Source organism: Gallibacterium melopsittaci, from assembly GCF_042433085.1.
Taxonomy (GTDB): Bacteria; Pseudomonadota; Gammaproteobacteria; order Enterobacterales; family Pasteurellaceae; genus Gallibacterium; species Gallibacterium melopsittaci.
In genome coordinates, this window is record NZ_JBHLWA010000011.1 from 1 (window position 1) to 20,255 (window position 20,255).

The 20,255-nt window shown below is 37.2% G+C and carries 20 protein-coding genes and 1 pseudogene; 12 read left to right on the top strand and 9 right to left on the bottom strand.

Features of this window, described 5'->3' with window-relative positions:
- The 4 genes from ACFFHT_RS02650 to ACFFHT_RS02665 form a co-directional block, all read right to left on the bottom strand.
- The coding region (locus ACFFHT_RS02650; RefSeq protein WP_382373225.1) for a beta strand repeat-containing protein at positions 1-2,661 on the bottom strand (2,661 nt) is incomplete at its 3' end.
- Positions 2,661-3,293, bottom strand: a complete 633-nt coding sequence (locus tag ACFFHT_RS02655) for an ESPR domain-containing protein (protein ID WP_382373227.1) — start codon at positions 3,291-3,293, stop codon at positions 2,661-2,663. The genes ACFFHT_RS02650 and ACFFHT_RS02655, both read right to left, overlap by 1 nt.
- Before the next feature lie 425 nt (positions 3,294-3,718).
- The gene (locus ACFFHT_RS02660) at positions 3,719-4,291 is read right to left on the bottom strand and encodes an opacity family porin (protein WP_382373229.1); all 573 of its coding nucleotides are present in this window, start codon (positions 4,289-4,291) and stop codon (positions 3,719-3,721) included.
- Between the two features lie 50 nt (positions 4,292-4,341).
- On the bottom strand, positions 4,342-4,866 hold the full coding sequence (locus ACFFHT_RS02665; protein ID WP_382373231.1) for a SprT family zinc-dependent metalloprotease: 525 nt from the start codon (positions 4,864-4,866) through the stop codon (positions 4,342-4,344).
- Positions 4,867-5,052: 186 nt separating this feature from the next.
- Between ACFFHT_RS02665 and clpB the strand changes: the two genes are divergently transcribed.
- The 9 genes and pseudogenes from clpB (at position 5,053) to srlR (ending at position 13,483) form a co-directional block, all read left to right on the top strand.
- Positions 5,053-7,626 (top strand): ATP-dependent chaperone ClpB, encoded by a 2,574-nt coding sequence (gene clpB, locus ACFFHT_RS02670; protein WP_382373233.1) that lies wholly within the window; start codon positions 5,053-5,055, stop codon positions 7,624-7,626.
- 111 nt (positions 7,627-7,737) lie between these two features.
- Positions 7,738-8,538: pseudogene (locus ACFFHT_RS02675) on the top strand (methyltransferase domain-containing protein).
- A gap of 259 nt (positions 8,539-8,797) precedes the next feature.
- A complete protein-coding gene (srlA, locus tag ACFFHT_RS02680; protein WP_382373235.1) occupies positions 8,798-9,343 on the top strand; it encodes a PTS glucitol/sorbitol transporter subunit IIC in 546 nt (181 codons plus the stop codon).
- A gap of 15 nt (positions 9,344-9,358) precedes the next feature.
- Complete coding sequence (gene srlE / locus ACFFHT_RS02685) at positions 9,359-10,342, top strand: PTS glucitol/sorbitol transporter subunit IIB (RefSeq protein WP_382373237.1); 984 nt, start codon at positions 9,359-9,361, stop codon at positions 10,340-10,342.
- Between the two features lie 55 nt (positions 10,343-10,397).
- A complete protein-coding gene (gene srlB, locus ACFFHT_RS02690; protein ID WP_382373239.1) occupies positions 10,398-10,763 on the top strand; it encodes a PTS glucitol/sorbitol transporter subunit IIA in 366 nt (121 codons plus the stop codon).
- Positions 10,764-10,775: 12 nt separating this feature from the next.
- Positions 10,776-11,558, top strand: a complete 783-nt coding sequence (srlD, locus tag ACFFHT_RS02695) for a sorbitol-6-phosphate dehydrogenase (RefSeq protein WP_382373241.1) — start codon at positions 10,776-10,778, stop codon at positions 11,556-11,558.
- A 58-nt stretch (positions 11,559-11,616) separates the two neighbouring features.
- Positions 11,617-12,279, top strand: a complete 663-nt coding sequence (gene fsa / locus ACFFHT_RS02700) for a fructose-6-phosphate aldolase (protein ID WP_382373243.1) — start codon at positions 11,617-11,619, stop codon at positions 12,277-12,279.
- Between the two features lie 46 nt (positions 12,280-12,325).
- Complete coding sequence (gene gutM, locus ACFFHT_RS02705) at positions 12,326-12,688, top strand: transcriptional regulator GutM (RefSeq protein ID WP_382373245.1); 363 nt, start codon at positions 12,326-12,328, stop codon at positions 12,686-12,688.
- Positions 12,689-12,709: 21 nt separating this feature from the next.
- Complete coding sequence (gene srlR / locus ACFFHT_RS02710; RefSeq protein ID WP_382373247.1) at positions 12,710-13,483, top strand: glucitol operon DNA-binding transcriptional repressor SrlR; 774 nt, start codon at positions 12,710-12,712, stop codon at positions 13,481-13,483.
- A 67-nt stretch (positions 13,484-13,550) separates the two neighbouring features.
- On the opposite strand, the gene ACFFHT_RS02715 is transcribed toward srlR, so the two are convergent.
- Positions 13,551-15,977 carry a glucose/quinate/shikimate family membrane-bound PQQ-dependent dehydrogenase gene (locus ACFFHT_RS02715; RefSeq protein ID WP_382373249.1) on the bottom strand — a complete coding sequence of 809 codons (2,427 nt, stop codon included), beginning with the start codon at positions 15,975-15,977 and terminating at the stop codon, positions 13,551-13,553.
- 313 nt (positions 15,978-16,290) lie between these two features.
- Between ACFFHT_RS02715 and ACFFHT_RS02720 the strand changes: the two genes are divergently transcribed.
- Genes ACFFHT_RS02720 through dtd form a run of 3 tightly spaced genes read left to right on the top strand, consistent with a single transcriptional unit; the run spans position 16,291 to position 18,223 of the window.
- Positions 16,291-16,881 (top strand): anthranilate synthase component II, encoded by a 591-nt coding sequence (locus ACFFHT_RS02720; RefSeq protein WP_382373267.1) that lies wholly within the window; start codon positions 16,291-16,293, stop codon positions 16,879-16,881.
- The gene (locus ACFFHT_RS02725) at positions 16,881-17,792 is read left to right on the top strand and encodes a virulence factor BrkB family protein (RefSeq protein ID WP_382373251.1); all 912 of its coding nucleotides are present in this window, start codon (positions 16,881-16,883) and stop codon (positions 17,790-17,792) included. The genes ACFFHT_RS02720 and ACFFHT_RS02725 overlap by 1 nt, the downstream gene beginning before the upstream one ends.
- A complete protein-coding gene (dtd, locus tag ACFFHT_RS02730) occupies positions 17,789-18,223 on the top strand; it encodes a D-aminoacyl-tRNA deacylase (protein ID WP_382373253.1) in 435 nt (144 codons plus the stop codon). Before ACFFHT_RS02725 ends, dtd begins: the two co-directional genes overlap by 4 nt.
- Positions 18,224-18,283: 60 nt before the next feature.
- Here the strand turns inward: dtd and rplS are convergent, their stop codons facing one another.
- Genes rplS through rpsP form a run of 4 tightly spaced genes read right to left on the bottom strand, consistent with a single transcriptional unit; the run spans position 18,284 to position 20,255 of the window.
- Positions 18,284-18,631, bottom strand: a complete 348-nt coding sequence (rplS, locus tag ACFFHT_RS02735; RefSeq protein ID WP_382373255.1) for a 50S ribosomal protein L19 — start codon at positions 18,629-18,631, stop codon at positions 18,284-18,286.
- Positions 18,632-18,667: 36 nt separating this feature from the next.
- Positions 18,668-19,414: a tRNA (guanosine(37)-N1)-methyltransferase TrmD gene (trmD, locus tag ACFFHT_RS02740; protein ID WP_382373257.1), complete on the bottom strand. Its 747-nt coding sequence runs from the start codon at positions 19,412-19,414 to the stop codon at positions 18,668-18,670.
- Between the two features lie 43 nt (positions 19,415-19,457).
- The gene (gene rimM, locus ACFFHT_RS02745; protein ID WP_382373259.1) at positions 19,458-19,982 is read right to left on the bottom strand and encodes a ribosome maturation factor RimM; all 525 of its coding nucleotides are present in this window, start codon (positions 19,980-19,982) and stop codon (positions 19,458-19,460) included.
- A gap of 24 nt (positions 19,983-20,006) precedes the next feature.
- Complete coding sequence (rpsP, locus tag ACFFHT_RS02750; RefSeq protein ID WP_382373261.1) at positions 20,007-20,255, bottom strand: 30S ribosomal protein S16; 249 nt, start codon at positions 20,253-20,255, stop codon at positions 20,007-20,009.

A 20,255-nucleotide genomic window follows, 5' to 3' on the forward strand; every position in this document is an offset into this window, starting at 1 on the left:
ATCGCCAACATTGATATTAGCACTTTGTAATTTCGCACCATTTTCAACATTTGCTGTACCATTGTTGATATTGATATCCGCTGTTACAGTTGTTGTTCCTGCGGTAACATTCACTGTACCGTTATTATCTACAGTTAAATTGTTAGCCGAGGTTGTGCCACTTGAATTTAATTGACCGCCATCTACAGTTAAGTCATTGGTTGAGCTAACAGTACCAGTGTTAATCAAATTACCATCAGATTTTATCGTAATCACATTGGCATTGACTGTACCTGCATTCTCTAGTTTTGCGGTATTTGTATTATCTGTACCATCGCCAACATTTAATCCAGTCGTTACATTAAATGTTTTACCTGTATTAACTTTCAACGTACCATCGTTAATATTGGCGTTAGCAATCGTATTATCAGCAGTAAAGTCTAATTCACCTTTACCATCTTTGTTAAATGTACCTATACCAGTAAAGTCTGCACCTTCTTGTTGTTGAACGGTTGCACCTGCGGCGACATTAGCGTTCCAAGTGCCATCAAAGGTAATAGTGTCGGTTGCAGCGGCTTTTTTGAAGTTTTGGAATAACACATCGCCATTCACTAAATTAGTGGTTAATTCACCTAATACAGTAACCGTTGCTTGATCTACACCCGTTTCATCAGTGGTTTTAATATTACCAACTGTTGCGATTCCGCCATTAGCCACGGTTAAGGTACCGTTATTCACTTCCACATCACCAGAATCGTTGCCAGTTTTCGCCGTAGTTAATGTGCCATTAACGGCTAATTTCGCCACATTTGGATCGGTTGCAAAAGTCGATTTATTATCAATTAAGACATCGCTGGTTCCCTCGATTTTGCCATCAACAATTAATTCACCGCCCGATACGGTAGTTTTGCCACTGTGGGTTAAATCGCCAGTTGTGGTGGTGGTGTGCGTGTTTGATTTTTCAAAGTTACCTGCACCATTGATATTACGGCTAAAAGTTTCGTTAGCATCAAAATTAAGTTTTAATGTCCCTTTTTTAGTGTCGCTTGTACCAGTTGAAATCGCACTTGTGCCACGTCCCATTGCAGCAAAGCTATCAAATTGTAGCGTGCCACCAGTAATGGAGGTGTTGCCTGAGAAACTATTATCCTTATTATTGACTGTAGTGGTGCCTGCACCGTCGTGGATCAAGTTCCCTTCGCCAGTGAGTAGGTTATCTAAAGTATAGTCATTGCTACGGTTAACTTTTAGGTTAGCACCACTACTAATCGTAACATTGCCAGTTCCAAGGTCGCCTGTTGCACCATCGTTGCCCACTTGTAAGGTACCAGAGATGATATTGATTGCACCCGTATAGTTTGCATTATCATTGGTCAATACGGTCATTCCTGAACCTGCTTGCTCCAATGTACCTGAACCTGAAATTTCATTATTTACGATATATTGATTGCTGCGCTTAATAATTAAATTAGTGCTTTCCGCCAATGAAACACGCCCTGTACCAAGAATCCCCGTTTCTCTGTTATCCCCAACCTGTAATGTCCCTTGTTGTACATTAGTTTCCCCTACATAGGTATTATCGGCTAATAAGGTTAACTGACCTGTCCCTGTTTTGTTTAATGTAGCAGAAGCGTCTGTCCCTTTTAACGACGCAGTATTAGCAAAGGTTAATGTTTTACCACTTTCTACCTGCACAGTTGAGGTTGCAGCTAAATTTAAATTATCATTTGCATCCCAATCTTGAAAGATAGTATATGAGTCCTGTGCAACTAAAGTACCGCCGTTAAAGTTAAAGCTTGCACTTTGTCCATTAGCAGTCCCTCGTTTTAAACGGTTGTAAGGTGAAGCTGTTCCCGCTAAGGTTAGTGTACCGCCCTGATTTAATGAAATAGAAGATCCACCATCAAGGCAAGTTTGATCATTTGAGGTTACTGTAGTGCTAATATTTAACGAAGATGTACCAGCCAAACTTACACCTTTATTTAAAGTTATGTCTCCACCAGACGCTGTCAATGAAGAGTTACCATTCATGGTTACGCTCTCATCAAAGGTTAAAGTACCAGCAGATGAGGTCAATGCAGCATTGTCATTTAAGGTTGTTGTGCCAGAAATCGTGTTTTTGTCACCTGAAAAATTTACCTTAGAGTTAGCACTCGCAGTGATCGCTTTAAATGTTGTAGTACCGCCCTCAACGGTTAAATTTGCAGTATGATTTAAGGTTGCTGCATTACCAAACGTTGCAGTCTCTACACCATTTTTCACAGTTAATGAAGACGTATTATTCAGATTGGTTCGATTAAATGACACCATACCAGAATTAAAGATTAATGCTGCATTATCGGTCGCAGTTGTTGTACCTTCAAATGTTACAGTTGAATTGGTAGAGGAAAAATTAACATTTTTATTAAAATTCGCATTACTATTAAAGGTTATCGTACTATTGTCAACAGTAGCATTAACATGCATATCATCCTTATCATGCCCTTTAAAAGTTGCTACACCATTAAAGGTTACATTACTGTTATTGCTAACAGCCATATCAGAAGCATCTAAAATCTCACTCACTTTTTGGAAGGTAACCGTACTATTATCAACCATAAATTTGGTTTTAATTGCTAATTTAGTATCGCCTCCGAACGTAGCCGTACTATCTTGAACAGAAAAATTTGTTTTTTCTGTCATTATAAAAGAATCCGTTGTAATGAAATTCCCCCCCCCATTACTTCAATAGCCGAGATAGTCGGTTCATTTGAGTTAGCCGAGTCTGGGGTACTCCTTGGCGAACCTTTTAATAAACTAGCACCTCCAAATTGTAAGGTGGCATCATCTACTCGAAGAAGATAAGGGTGAGGATTGTTCCCTTTACCTGTAAAATGTCTTTCTATTGAATTAGTAATTGCAATATTGGCTTTATCTTGAATAATTAATGTCCCAGCACTATTATTTGCTCCCAACTGTATTATTCTTTTACCAAAATCTGGTACTACTGCTTGTATATCTGCTAGGGTCGCACCTTCTTGAGCGGTTAAGCTTCCATCTCCACCATATGTCGTACCGATATATAAATATCCACCACCTACACCAACCGCACCTGATTGCTCTACTTTAGCCGCAACTACAACCCCACTAATTGCACTTAAACAAAACAACGCTAACAGCTTAATCTTAAAATATTTCCCTAATGTTATTAGCTGAATAGTTTGCCCATTGGTAACGACAGACGATCCTTTTTTCCCGTGGCTTTTACCTAATTCTGATACACACTGCCATGCCCCTTTTGCCACATTCCAGACGATGCGATAAATCTTATTCATTCAAATATTCCTTTACATAATAATAAAATTAATAACTTACCTTAATTTCTTATAGTTTTTTTTTACAAATTTCTAAATTCTAGCAAATCCCCTCCTCCAAAGCCAGTCTGATTTGAAATAAATTACCTATTTCTTCCATTAGTTATCATTAACACCAAATTAAAAAACAAAGCAGAAGCAAATAGGAAACAAATTAGAAACAATTTCATAACAATATTAAAGAGCTCTAGCGAAGTAGCAAATAATGAATAGATTGTTATAAATGAATAAAAAAGATATTTTTGAAAGGTATTTTTACTTAAATAATATTTAGTAATATATATTGTTACCCTTATGAATGGATGGATCATCAACGAAAGATGATTATCAATAATTAAAAGTGCAAACCGTTAAATTTGCACTTTTATATAGATTAGTAAGAATAATTAGAATGAATATTTAAGACCTACTTTTAAACCATATTGGTTTAATTTTACGCCATCCCAATTTCCTAAACGGTTATATTCCACCGCTGTATCAAGATCTAAATTTGGCGCTAAACCATAATTTGCTCCAACCATTGCACCATAGCCAAGTTTGGTAGAAGAATCTGTATCACTGTGTTTTGCACCATTCTCAACATAATTATCGGTTACTTTCACACTATTTGCAGATAGACGTCCACCGATATAAGGTTTTACTGCACTATTAATATCAATATCATAAATTGCAGAAATACCCACGCCCTGTGCTTTAGCTTTTGCATGACCTTTTACCGAACCATCAGTATAACTACCACTTGCCTTACCATAGTTAGTGTAATCCACTGCTATTCGCCAATCTCCCATCTTATAACCAACAGCAACACTTGGTTCTAAATTACTATCGCTAACATTACCATGAGCAAGTCCTGTTGATTTAAGTTTTGAATAACCTAAATCACCTTGTACATAAACTTCTGCATTTACTACTGAAGCTACTGCTAACGCACCTAATGCAATAACAATTAGTTTTTTCATACACTTCCTCTCCTATAAGTGATTAAAAAATCCGCAAAAATATAGCACGATTATTCTAAATTGATTGTACTATCCTGACTTTCTACAAAAAATAACTTTGTCTTACACTTCTTGCAAAAATACTCTATTCCCTCTCCCACAATTTTAGTATGTCGGCGTACGGTTAAATGATAAATTTGACAAGCACAACGATAAGGAAACGTTTGTCCTTGCACACGCTGTACTGCAAACTGATGTTTGGTTTCCGCAGGAACGCCAAATACCTGAGTCATCACCATTTGCCATTCTCGCCCGTGTGGTTTCACTCGCCCAAATAGTTGATAGACCAATAGGTGTGCTAATTCATGAGGCACCACTTGATCGATAAATGCCTGCTGATTTTCTAATAACATTATCGGGTTTAAACGGATCTGCCATAGCTGCAAATAGGCTATGCCTGCTTTGACCCCACGTAATTTATAGCTAATTTCTGGGCGTGGAAATTGGCAGTGAAAATGCTGTTCCGCTAATTGCAAGCATTGCGATAATTTACGGTTAACTTGTAGATGTAAATGGCGTAGCTGTGGTTCAGTCATAAGGTACTAAAAGAATAAATGATAGATAAGATCATAACTGATCTCTATTTTTTTGCAATCTGCTTAACCACACTACTTTTCATATTCAATTTTTTGCATATAAATTTTTCATTTCACCCTTGAAAGTGATCAAGCGATACCCATTTTATGCCTCGCGAATGACGAATGATCGTCGAGGAGGATTTTATGAATATCGAAAAATTTACGACTAAATTTCAACAAGCATTAGCTGAAGCACAATCATTAGCAATTGGTAATGATCATCAATATATTGAACCACTTCATCTAATGAGTGCGCTATTACAACAAGAAGGCGGCTCAATCGCCCCACTATTAACAGCATCAAATGTTAATGTCGCACAATTACGCCAAACGATTCAGCAAGAAATTGAACGTTTACCAAAAGTATCAGGTAATGGTGGTGATGTACAAGTTTCACCTGCATTAGTCAGAATGTTAAATCTCTGCGATAAATTTTCCCAACAACGTAATGACAAATTTATTTCGTCTGAATTGTTTGTGCTTGCAGCATTAGAAAGTTCTGACAAACTGAGTGATCTTTTAAAGAAAAGTGGACTTACTAAACAAAATTTAACAGCGAGTATTGATAAAATGCGTGGTGGTGAAAACGTAAATGATGCGGGTGCGGAAGAAACTCGCCAAGCATTACAAAAATATACGATTGATTTAACAGCAAGAGCAGAAAGCGGCAAATTAGACCCTGTGATTGGACGTGATGATGAAATCCGCCGTACCATTCAAGTATTACAACGCCGTACGAAAAATAACCCTGTATTAATCGGGGAGCCTGGGGTCGGTAAAACCGCGATTGTCGAAGGGTTAGCACAACGAATTGTTAATGGTGAAGTGCCTGAAGGCTTACGCCATAAACGTGTTCTTTCTTTAGATATGGGTGCATTAATTGCTGGTGCAAAATATCGTGGTGAATTTGAGGAACGCTTAAAAGCCGTATTAAATGAAATTGCGAAAGAAGAGGGACGTATCATTCTCTTTATTGATGAAATTCATACGATGGTGGGTGCAGGAAAAACCGATGGTGCAATGGATGCAGGTAATCTATTAAAGCCATCACTTGCTCGAGGCGAATTACATTGTGTTGGTGCCACAACGTTAGATGAATATCGTCAATATATTGAGAAAGATGCCGCCTTAGAACGCCGTTTCCAAAAAGTATTTGTTGATGAACCAAGCGTAGAAGATACAATTGCCATTTTGCGTGGTTTAAAAGAACGTTATGAAATTCATCACCATGTACAAATTACCGACCCAGCGATTGTCGCAGCGGCAACCTTATCACATCGTTATATCTCTGATCGTCAGCTACCAGATAAAGCGATTGACTTAATTGATGAAGCCGCATCAAGTATCCGTATGGAAATTGATTCAAAGCCACAACCGTTGGATAAATTGGAACGCCGTATTATTCAATTAAAACTTGAACAACAAGCATTACAAAAAGAGGAAGATGAAGCGAGCCATAAACGCTTAGAAATGTTGGAAAAAGAGCTAAATGAAAAAGAGAAAGAGTATTCTGAATTAGAAGAAGTTTGGAAAAGCGAAAAAGCTGCGCTTTCTGGTGCTCAACATATCAAAGCTGAATTAGATAATGCCAAAACTCAAATGGAACAAGCATATCGTGCAGGCGATATTGCCAAAATGTCAGAGTTAAAATACAGCACAATTCCGAACTTGGAAAAACAACTTGAACAAGCAGAATCTTCTGAAGGAAAAGAGATGACCTTATTGCGTTATCGTGTTACCGATGAAGAGATTGCTGAAGTCCTTTCTCGAGCTACAGGTATCCCTGTTGCTCGTATGATGGAAGGGGAAAAAGAAAAACTACTCCGTATGGAAGAAGAATTACATAAACGTGTGATTGGACAGAATGAAGCGGTTGAAGCAGTGGCTAATGCAATTCGCCGTAGCCGTGCTGGACTAGCCGATCCTAATCGTCCAATTGGTTCATTCTTATTCTTAGGTCCAACTGGGGTAGGTAAAACTGAACTTTGTAAGACCTTGGCAAACTTTATGTTTGATAGCGAAGAGGCTATGGTACGTATTGATATGTCTGAATTTATGGAAAAACATTCCGTTTCTCGTTTAGTTGGTGCACCTCCAGGCTATGTTGGTTATGAAGAAGGAGGTTATTTAACCGAAGCGGTTCGTCGTCGTCCATACTCTGTCATCTTATTAGACGAAGTGGAAAAAGCACATCGTGATGTTTTCAATATCTTATTGCAAGTCTTAGATGATGGACGTTTAACAGATGGTCAAGGTCGTACTGTTGACTTCCGCAATACCGTGGTGATTATGACTTCAAACCTTGGTTCAGATTTAATCCAATCACATACTGAGGATCTCAGTTATGGAGAAATGAAAGAGTTAGTAATGTCAGTGGTTGGACAACATTTCCGCCCTGAATTTATTAACCGTATTGATGAAACGGTGGTCTTCCACCCTCTCGGTAAAGAAAATATTCGTGCGATTGCATCTATCCAATTAGGTCGTTTAATCAGCCGTATGCAAGAACATGGTTACCACTTACACTTCAGTGATCAAGCATTAGATTACTTAGGTAATGTTGGTTATGATCCTGTGTATGGTGCAAGACCATTAAAACGTGCAATTCAAAACTTGGTAGAAAATCCATTAGCACAACAAATCTTGTCTGGTGCGTTATTACCAGAAAAAACGATTGAGATTAGTTTTGTTGATGGCAAGATGGTTGCAAAACAATAACTGTTCATCCTTAAAACAGACAACCGCAAGAAATTGCGGTTGTTTTCATTTCTATATTATTTATTTTTATTGATACACTGATACCTCTTACTTTTTATCAAGAGGTTCTGTATGAAATCTATTTTTAATATTAATTTCTCTGACCTTTATCATCAACACATCCTTTCTTGTCATCACTATAATATTCCTGCGAGTAAATGGGATAATAAAGCCAGTAAAATGGCGGAACATCTCGTAGAAAAAATCAGCATTTATACAGAAACACTACTGAATATAATCAATGGTCAAGCAGACGAAACCATTCTCGATATTGGCTGCGGTCCTGGAACATTAGCAATTCCTTTGGCAAAACAGTGTCAACACGTTTACGCTTTAGATTACAGTAAAGGAATGCTTGAAGTATTGATGAGCTACCAACAGCATTTCAAACTCCCAAATATCACACCAATTCACGCTGCTTGGGAAGATAATTGGAATAACATTCCAACAGTGGATATTGTCGTTGCATCTCGTTCTACCTTAGTCAACGATTTAGATGATGCGATTGACAAAATTACGCAAAAGGCTCGCAAACGAGTTTACCTTACTGCCATTACCCAACCACATTTTTTAGATCACGCCATATTCAAAGCAATAGGACGTACGGATAATGGCTTTCCGACCTATATCTATTGGTTAAATCGCTTATATCAACGAGGAATTCAAGCTGAATTACAATTTATTGATACACAACTATCTACCTTTCAAGGAGAAAACTACGAAGATTTATTAAAATCGGTCGAATTTACGCTAGGACAATTAACAAGCAATGAAAGACAAGCCTTATAAATCTTTTACAATGAAAGAAAAAATCAAAACCAACCGATTAAACATGGGCAAGAAAAATGGGCATTGATTTCTTGGGCGGTATAGAAAATATACTCCGTTATCGTCTTATATCTATATTATTTTTTTACTTAATACTCATGTAGTTGATTTTAAATATAAAATTTAAAATTCCCTTATTACACCAAATCATTCAAAATGAAATATTTTTCTTTCATTTTGAATGATTTTATTTAAAATGAGATCTAAATCACAGATTAAACTTTCAAAATAAAATATTATCCAAACCAATGATTAATCTTTTAGTCAGAAACAAAACTAAAAACTTTCATTTTGAGAGGTAAATATGGAATTTATCACACATGGTGCGGAATGGTTCATCGGACTATTTCAAAAAGGTGGAGAGACATTTGTTGGTATGGTAACAGGTATTCTTCCTCTATTAATTTCACTGTTAGTCGTTATGAATGCTCTGATCAAATTTATTGGTCAAGAAAGAATCGAGCGCCTTGCTCAACGTAGTGCGGGCAATCCAATTTCTCGTTACTTAATTCTTCCCGTTATTGGAACATTCGTTTTCTGTAATCCAATGACTCTCAGCTTAGGTAAATTCTTACCAGAACGTTATAAACCTAGCTATTATGCAGCCGCCTCTTATAGTTGTCATTCTATGAATGGTTTATTCCCACACATTAATCCAGGTGAACTCTTCGTTTATTTAGGTATCGCTAACGGTTTAACCACACTTGGTGTCCCTCTCGCCCCGCTTGCCGTGAGTTATTTACTCGTAGGAATGGTAACAAACTTTTTCCGTGGCTGGGTTACAGACTTTACCACTGCGTTATTTGAAAAACGCATGGGTATCAAACTTGAACGTGAAGTCCATTTATAAAAAAGGAGAAGTAATATGGCTAACGCAATTTACATTGAAAAAGGTAATGGTGGTTGGGGTGGACCACTTACTGTTCCAGTCGTTCCAGGCAAAAAAATTCTTTATATGACAGCAGGGACTCGCCCAAGTATTGTCGATCATCTCGTGAAATTAACTGGTTGGGAAGCAATAGATGGCTTTAAACAAGGCGAACCTGCAACAGAAGAAATTGGTATTGCAATTATTGACTGTGGTGGTGTTTTACGTTGTGGACTCTATCCAAAACGCCGAATTCCAACCATCAATATCCATACGACAGGGAAATCGGGACCATTAGCAGAGTTTATCGTAAAAGATATTTATGTTTCTGCCGTCAAAGAAAATAACATTCGTTTAATTGATCAAGATCTATCAAGCACAGTAGCGGTTCAAGCAAATAACACTGCTACATTAACAAAAGAATATGATTCATCAAAAAAGATTACTGAACAAAGTGATGGGTTATTAGCAAAAATCGGGATAGGAATGGGATCTATTGTGGCAGTCTTTTTCCAAGCAGGCCGAGATACGATTGATACTGTATTAAAAACCATTCTCCCATTTATGGCTTTCGTTTCTGCTCTCATTGGGATCATTATTGCTTCTGGATTAGGCGATTGGATTGCTCATGGATTAACACCATTGGCTAGTAGCCCAATTGGACTCGTTATTTTAGCACTTATCTGTTCTTTCCCTTTCTTATCGCCATTCTTAGGACCTGGTGCCGTGATTGCGCAAGTAATCGGCGTATTAGTTGGTGTTCAGATTGGATTAGGTAATATCCCACCACACTTAGCATTACCAGCGCTATTTGCTATTAATGCTCAAGCGGCGTGCGATTTTATTCCTGTTGGTTTATCCCTTGCTGAAGCCAAACAAGATACAGTTCGTGTTGGTGTACCATCTGTGCTAGTTAGCCGTTTCTTAACTGGAGCCCCAACAGTACTTATTGCTTGGTTCGTTTCTGCCTTTATTTATTAATCATATTAAATCGTGCGGCAATGCTTGTCGCACACTACAAAAATAGGAAGAGATAATGACATTACTTTATCAAACCACTTTCAAAAAAATCGGTCGTTTTGCCCGAGAAGCGTTAGAAGAGAATATGCTCATCACATTTAAAGAGGGCGCTCCAGCAGATCTCGAAGATTACTGTTTCATTCATTCTCACGGTGAACTTCAAGATGATGTAAATGTTGGAGATATCGTCAAAATCGATCAAACAGAATTTATCGTTACTGCTGTTGGGGAAGTTGCATCTTTTAATTTAAAACAATTAGGCCATATAACTTTTCGTTTTGATAGTGCAGCTCAAGCAGAATATCCTGGAACTATTCATCTGCAAGGAGAGGTTCCACAACAAATTGATGTAAATAGTGTTTTAACAATTATTAGAAATTAAGAGGTATCAAAAATGACAAAAAAAGTTGCCGTTGTCGTTGGTGGAGGACAAACTTTAGGAGCATTTTTATGTGCAGGATTAGCGGATAATGGTTATCGTGTGGCAGTTGCCGATTTAAACGGCGATAATGCAAATAAGGTTGCAAATGAAATCAATCAAAAATTAGGTGAACAAGTAGCACAAGGCTTCCAAGTTGATGCCACAGATGAACAAAGTGCTATAGCCCTAGCTAACAATATTGATAACGCATTTGGTCGTGTTGATCTATTAGTTTATAGTGCAGGTATGGCGAAAGCTGCGCCAATCACAGAATTTAAAATGAATGATTTTAATACTTCATTACGTGTCAATTTAGTAGGCTATTTCTTATGTGCAAGAGAGTTTTCTAAATTAATGATTCGTGATCATATTGCAGGACGTATTATTCAAATCAATTCAAAATCAGGTAAAGTTGGTAGTAAACATAACTCAGGTTATAGTGCAGCGAAATTTGGTGGCGTAGGATTAACACAATCGCTTGCGTTAGATCTTGCTGAACACGGTATTACCGTACATTCATTAATGTTAGGCAATTTATTAAAATCACCTATGTTCCAATCGTTAATTCCACAATATGCACAAAAATTAGGTATACCTGAAGATCAAGTCGAACAAGTTTATATCGACAAAGTACCATTAAAACGTGGTTGTGAATATCAAGATGTTTTAAATGTTTTACTCTTCTATGCTAGTGATAAAGCAGAATATTGTACAGGACAGTCCATTAATATTACTGGTGGGCAAGTAATGTTTTAACAAACTATAGGTACAAGTACATTATCTTGTACCTTTTCACTTTTATAGGAGAAATATAATGGAATTTTACCTTGATACAGCAAATATCAATTTAGTTAAAAAATTACACACTTCATTACCTTTAGCTGGAGTAACGACTAATCCTAGTATTATCGCTAAAGAAAGAAAACCATTATGTGGTGTATTACAAGCATTACAAGATATTTTCGGTGAACAAGGGCAGCTTTTTGCGCAAGTCTTAGCCAAAACAAATACAGAAATGGTCGAGCAAGCTCTCCAATTACGAGAAAAATTTCCTACACTAGTGATTAAAATTCCTGTTACTTTAGAAGGATTAACAGCAATTAAATATCTAACTTCACAAAATATCCCGACATTAGGTACTGCTGTATATGGATCAGCTCAAGGATTCTTAGCTGCATTAGCTGGAGCAAAATATATCGCTCCTTATGTTAATCGTATTGATAGTCAAGGTGGTGATGGTGTTAAAGTCGTACAAGAACTACAAACATTACTCCATTTTCACCATTCAAATTCAAATATTCTCGCTGCCAGTTTTAAAACCCCTCGCCAAGTGTTAGATGCAATGCTAACAGGTTGCAAAGCGATTACCGTGACCCCAGAAATTGCACAAACGTTTTTATCCGATCCTGCTGTCTTTGCTACTATTGATCAATTTGAAGAAGAATGGAACAACGTTTTTAATCAAACTTTATTTTAATTCTTTCAAATAATGCAATAAAAACATTTAAAATATGGAATAATTTATGCAAAATATAACAAATTCTCTCATTATTGTTGCAATTATTGCTTGGCTCTTACAGATCATCTTAGGTTGGTGGCAAGTAACTAAATTTAATCAAGAATTTGAGAAATTATGTAAGCAAGGAAATGTAGGTATTGGTCGTACAAAAGGACGATTTAAACCAAAAGTAGTCATTGCCATCGCTTTTGATCAGAATCATCGTGTTGTAAATTCTATCATTTTAAAAGGACTGACCGTTTTTTCTCGTCCTAAAGCAATTACAAAATTACAAGGATTGTTGCACAATGAAATTGTACCAGAGGCTATTTTCCCTAATGATCGGCATAGTCAAGAGGCCTTAATGGAAGCAATTCGATTGCAATAAATCCATTTATACGGACTTATTATGAAACCAAAAGAAAGACAACTTGCTATTCTTGATTATTTACAATCTCATGGAAAAACTGCTGTAGATCAATTAGCAGAGTATTTTTCCACCACAGGTACAACTATTCGTAAAGATTTAACTGTACTAGAAGCTGACAAAAAAGTATTACGGACTTATGGTAGTGTTGTTCTGGTTGATAATGAAAAAGATGTCGATACAGAATTACCCATGACAAATAAGACTCTCATTAATTTGCCACAGAAAAAGAAAATTGCTAAAGCTGCAGTAAAATTATTAAAAGATGGTGATTCCCTTATTATTGATTCTGGTAGTACTGTCCTTCAGATGATCCCCTTATTATCAGAACTTAATAATTTAACAATTATGACCAATAGCTTACATATCATTAATAGCTTAGTGGCTCTTGAAAAGGAACACGAATTATTGATGTGTGGAGGAACGTATCGGACTCGTTCGGCTTCTTTTCATGGAATTTTGGCAGAATCTACCTTTGAAAAATTTTCCTTTGATAAATTGTTTATTGGAACAGATGGTTTTGATTTGGAACTTGGATTAACGACTTTTAATGAGGTACATGGTGTTAGTAAAGCAATGACTAACGCAGCAAGACAAATTATTGTTTTAGCTGATTCTTCTAAATTCGGTCGTAGAAGCCCCAATATTGTTTGCCCTTTAGAAAAGATCGATATTGTGATTACTGATAAAGAGTTGGATCCAAAATTTCATCAAGCATTAGTTGAAAAAGGTATTCAAGTCATTATTGCAAATTAAATAATCGTCTTATTAGCAAAAAAGATCCTCAAAGAATTTTGAGGATCTCTTATCAATAAAAACTACCTTAGTTCTTATCAGGCAATTTATAAGCAACCAATGCATCACCTAATTTAGTACCAAATGAGCTATGCCCACCTGCCATAATCACGACATACTGTTTGCCATCTTGCATATAGGTCATTGGTGTTGCTTGTCCACCTGCAGGTAAACGTGCTTCCCAAAGTTGTTTACCATTACTGACATCAAACGCACGAATATAATTATCTTGCGTTGCAGCAACAAACATTACTCCACCAGCAGTAGAGATAACCCCACCTAATCCAGGTACCCCAATTTTAAGAGGAGGTAGTTGCATTAATTTTGGTAAGCTATCACGAATAGTACCAATACGTTTTTTCCAAACAATTTTATGTGTGGTTAAATCAACGCCTGCAATATATCCCCAACCTGGTTGTTTACAAGGTAAGCCTAATGGTGAGAGGAATGGCTCAAGACTTACACTATATGGTGTACCATACATTGGTTGGAAGCCACTTTCTGTACCACTTCCCTTGATAGTTTGTGGACGATTTGGATCTTCTTTTTTCAATTTAGAAACAAATGGTAATGCAAGTGGATTCATTACCGCAACTTGACGATCGCTATTGAGTGATAAACCACCCCATTCAAATACACCTAAATTTCCAGGGAAAACTAATGTGCCATTTTCAGATGGTGGTGTATAAATCCCCTCATAATTCAATCCTTTGAAAATAATACGACACATTAACTGATCAAACATTGTCGCACCCCACATATCCTTATCAGTAAGTTTTCCTGGTGGTGCTAAATTAATTTCTGTGAATGGCTGCGTTGCCGAATAATGTTCGCCAGTAGTTTGTGGACCTCTTAATACAGTTTGCGGAACGGAACGTTCTTCAATTGGAATTAATGGCTTACCTGTTTCACGATTTAAAACAAATAAATTTCCTGTTTTAGTTAAGACATAAATTGCAGGAACTCTCTGACCATCTGGCATTTGGAAATCACCAAGTGATGGTTGAGATGGTACATCCATATCCCATAAATCATGGTGGGTAGTTTGGAAGTTCCAAATTAATTTACCAGTAGTGGCATCTAACGCTAACATTGAATTTGCATAGCGTTCTTTTAATTGGGTACGATTACCACCCCAGATATCAGGCGTACCCACCCCAGTTGGTACATATACAATATCTCGTTCTGCATCATAAGCTAACGGTGCCCAAGCATTCGGTGAATTATAAACAAAATCTGTATTTTCACCTGGCATTGCATTTGGATCTTCAGCACCAGTATCAAATACCCATTTTAATTTTCCACTATTTACATCATAACCACGGATCACACCTGATGGCTCTTTATTTGACAAATTATCAGTTACCGAACCACCAATAATGATAGTTGAAGCAGTAACTACTGGTGGAGAAGTTGGATTGTATCCACCTGGGTAATCATAAGGCATTTTCTGTCTTAAATTGATCGTACCTTTATCACCAAAATCAGTACAAATTTCTCCATTATCTGCATTGATCGCAATTAAACGACCATCATTAACAGGTAATAATACTTTACGTGGACAAAGTGTTGATGGCACACTATCACTCGCTGCCGCACTTTTAGCATTCATTTTAGCTGACATTGCAGCATCATAATAAGAAACACCACGACAAGTAAGATGTTGGTAGCGTTTTGTCGGTCCAATATGCGGATTAAAACGCCATAAACGTTTACCAGTTGTTGCATCTAATGCATCTAAGAATTGATGGGCCGTGCAGATAAAAAGTTTATTTCCTACTTTGATTGGTGTTACTTCATAAGTAGTTTCGCCCGAATCATTTTCCGTTTTCATATCCTCAGTATGATATGTCCACGCAACTTCCAAATCTTTGACATTATTAACATTGATTTGATCTAATGGTGAATAACGCTCACCACCTTGAGTACGCCCATAAGCAGGCCAATCCTCTTTTGCAACACCAGGAATCTCTTTAGTAGCAGCTGGTTGAGTACGAGAAATCTCACCATTAATTTCTTGTGGATCATTAAAGATACTGTAACCCAAAGTTACTAGCACAATTAACATCACAACGGATAAAGTTTGTTTTGCGTGTTTAGTACCTGATTGGGTACTTAAAAGACGATTTGAGAAAGGAATTAATAACCAAATACCTAATACAAACCAAATATCAACTCGAGGGGCTAATGCCCAAAAATCTGAACCAACTTCCCATAACGCCCAAATTAACGTTACTAGAAAGCCAACGGCATAAATCCATAATGCAGAAGGACGATCCTTTATCCATAAGAAAGTTACTATCGCAAGCACAATCCCTGCCAATACATAGTATGGTGAACCTCCTAAGGCAACCAACCAAATACCAGCAACAATTAAAATTAAAGAAAGGATTGCTAGGATAATGCTAGTAAAGGATTTGCCACAACCTGCACGTGATACTTCTGTATCTTGCATAAAATCTCCTAACATAATAAATAACACTATACTTTATTAGTAAATTTCAGAGATTTTGTCTTTATTACAACAAAATCCATTTTTGCTAAATCGATTTAGGGCACAGAGGATACTCTTATAAAAAGAAAAAAACAATTATTTAATTTTTTATTAACATTAAGAATTGATAAATGTTCCAATAGTATTCAACCATAAATAGAAGACAAAAATAGAGTAAAACACAATGCAAGAGACAAACGTTATTATTATGTTCTTTTGCTTATCCACAGATAAGATTAAAATAATGTTCTTTCTCTTGATCGTTAAAAATTCTATGTTATTACTGATCGACAACCACGACTCTTTTACTTACAACCTCGTCGATTTATTGCGTAAACTATTACCTTTATCTGCATTTGAAGTTATGCAATACGAACAGATACCGTTTGATAAGTTAGATCATTATTCGCACTTATTACTCTCTCCTGGTCCTGATGTTCCAAGTGCTTATCCACAATTATTTGCGTTGATTGAGCAAGCGAAACACCAAATGAGCATATTAGGCGTTTGTCTTGGTCATCAAACACTTTGTCAATACTTCGGTGCGACACTCTATAATTTGACCGATGTTCGCCACGGGCAAAATAAACGATTATATCAAACAGCAAACTCACCTTTATGGCACAATATCCCACAACAAAGCCAAATTGGTTTATATCACTCTTGGGCAGTGGCAAAACAAGATTTTCCAGCAGAATTAGAAATCACTGCAGAATGTGAAGAGGGAGTGATTATGACAATGCAACATCGTCATCTCCCTATTTATGGGGTACAATTTCATCCAGAATCTTTTATGACTGAATATGGCGAAACACTATTGCGTAATTGGCTAGCCATTCGCCCTGACTTGTTTCGAGGTAATTAATGCAAAAACTTCCACAACAACTTATTCAGAAGTTAACCATTCTTATTAAAATCTTTTTATTCCGTTTTAAACAAAATAAACTTTCGCAAGCGGCTGGTTTTCTCACTTATAGTACGATGTTAGCAATCGTGCCACTATTTATGGTCATTTTTGCCTTTTTCGCTGCTTTTCCTGTATTTAATGATCTAATTAAAGATCTTGAACAATTTATGTTTACCAATTTTGCCCCATCAGTTAGCAGCACTGTTGAACACTATATGCGAATGTTTATCGCCAATACCAAAAAGATGAGTGCAATTAGTATTGTTGGGTTAATCATTGTGGCATTAATGTTGATTAAATCAATTGATACAACGCTCAATGATATTTGGGCGAATAGTAAAAAACGATCTGCACTTTACTCTTTTTCGATTTATTGGATGATTCTGACGCTTGGTCCTATCTTTATTGCGACCAGTATTGGGGTAAGTTCTTATATTTTTTCAAGCAGCCTTTTTACCTATAAAACAGGACTTCCTTTTGGTTTAAAACTCCTCAGCTTTATTCCATTTTTCTTAGCTTGGCTAGCTTTTACCTGTATTTATGCCGTTGTCCCCAATACGAAAGTCAACATCAAGCACGCAGCTTGTGGGGCATTAATCGCCGCCATTTTCTTCACACTTGGCAAAGCCTGTTTTACTTGGTATATGCAAGCATTTCCCTCTTATCAACTGATTTATGGGGCATTAGCAACCTTACCAATTATGATTTTGTGGATTCATCTTAGTTGGACGTTTGTTTTACTTGGCGCTCAGCTCACCGCAGTGCTTGATGATTTACAACGGATTCATCGTGATGAATCGCAAGATATAGATTTAAATTCTTTTTATCAAAAACTCATTAGCAAAACACACTCTGGAGAAAAAAGATGATCGCACTTATTCAACGTGTTACCCAAGCAAATGTCGTGGTGGATCAACAAATTATTGGGCAAATTGGACAAGGTATTTTAGTGCTACTTGGCGTTGAACAAGAAGATGATCAAAGCAAAGCTGATCGTTTAATCGAGAAAGTGCTAAATTATCGTATTTTTAGTGATGACAATGGCAAGATGAATCTCAATGTACAACAAGTACAAGGAGAATTATTGGTAGTGTCGCAATTTACCTTAGCGGCTGATACTAAAAAAGGTTTACGTCCAAGTTTTAGTCGCTCAGGCAGCCCAGAATTAGCAGAACAACTCTATCACTATTTTATTGAAAAATGCCGCCAAACCGTGCCAGTACAAACTGGAAAATTTGCAGCAGATATGCAGGTTTCATTAACTAATGATGGTCCAGTAACTTTCTGGTTACAGGTATAAACAACCAATTAACGCATAAAAAACCCTTGCCAAAGCAAGGGTTTATTATTTGAGTACAAATTAATTTAAACGTTCTTTAATACGTGCAGACTTACCACTACGTTCACGTAAGTAGTAAAGTTTAGCTTTACGAACGGCACCTTTACGTTTCACAGTGATGCTGTCGATAACTGGTGAGTGAGTTTGGAATACACGTTCAACACCAACACCGTTAGACACTTTACGTAAGGTAAATGCTGAATGCAAGCCACGGTTACGAATTGCAATAACCACGCCTTCGAACGCTTGCAGACGTTTTTTACTACCTTCAACAACCCATACTTTAACTTCTAATGTGTCCCCTGGACGGAAGCTAGGTACGTTTTGTTTTAATTGTTCTTGTTCAAGTTGTTTAATAATGTTACTCATAAAATTACCTTTTATTCCTAGATGTAACTGAATCTATCATTTTTGCTGTTGTTGCTCTTGTTGAGCCTGTTGTAACAGCAACCTTTGTTCGTCAGTCAGAGCTAGGCTTTCTAATAGCTCAGGTCTGCGTAACCACGTTCGTTTTAGCGACTGTTTTAATCGCCATTTACGAATTTCTTCGTGATTGCCAGACATCAACACTGGCGGTACAGTCATCCCATCAAGCACTTCAGGTCGGGTATAGTGTGGACAATCCAGTAATCCCTCTGCGAAAGAATCTTCTTCAGCAGAAGCCTGCTTGCCCAATACACCTGGTACAAAACGTGATACAGCATCAATCAACGTCATGGCAGGTAGTTCTCCTCCTGTTAAGACATAATCACCGACTGACCATTCTTCATCAATCTCAGTTTCAATCAAGCGTTCATCGATGCCTTCATAACGCCCGCATACCAAAATCATTTTTTGATTTTGTGCAAGCTGTTCAACACCTGCTTGATTTAATTTACGCCCTTGTGGAGAGAGATAAATAACCTTTACGCCTTCCCCAGCTTCTGCTCTTGCTGCCTGAATCGCATCTCGCAATGGCTGCACCATCATCAGCATACCTGGACCACCACCATAAGGACGGTCATCTACGGTCTTATGCTTATCATGGGTGAAATCTCTAGGATTCCAACAATTTACCTGCAGAAGATTGTGCTTTATGGCTCTACTTGTTACCCCAAATTCTGTAATAGCTTTAAACATTTCTGGGAAAAGTGTAATTACCCCAATCCACATATGGATACCTCAATGTTCATTAAGCCAACAGGATTGCCTGAGGTTAGAAACCAGCGTCCCAGTCCACCTCAATTATTTTGGTGCTGAGATCTACTCTTTTAACTACTGTATCTATATACGGAATTAACCGTTCTTGTTTACTGAAAGCATCTTTTGCATTGGCTTGAACCACTAATACATCATTAGAACCTGTTTCCATCAATTCGGTAACTTTGCCTAATTGATAACCTTGTAGATTAATCACTTGGCAATCAATTAAATCATGCCAGTAATAATCCCCTTCTTCTAACTCAGGTAATTGATTCAAATCCACGCCAATTTCAATATTGGCCAATGTCTGTGCGTACTCTCGATCATCAACCCCTTTTAATTTCACAATCAAATCTTGACTATGATGACGCCAACCTTCAATTTCTACAGGTTGCCATTGGTTTTTAATGTTCAAAAACCACGGTTGATAATCAAAAATGCTTTCTGCATATTCGGTAGAAGAATAAACACGCAACCAACCACGAATACCATAAGTCGAACCAAGTTTACCTACGACACCGATTTTTTGCTGTTCCATTCTCGCCACCTATTGCTTACAAAATTAAGCTGCTTTTTGTGCTTCTTTAACTAAAGTTGCAACACGATCTGATAAAGATGCACCTTTACCAACCCATTCATTTACGCGATCTAAATCAATGCGTAAACGCTCTGCTTTACCAGCAGCGATTGGGTTGAAGAAGCCGATACGTTCGATGAAACGGCCATCGCGTGGGCAACGACTGTCTGCAACGACAATTTGATAAAATGGGCGTTTTTTAGCTCCGCCACGAGATAAACGAATGGTTACCAT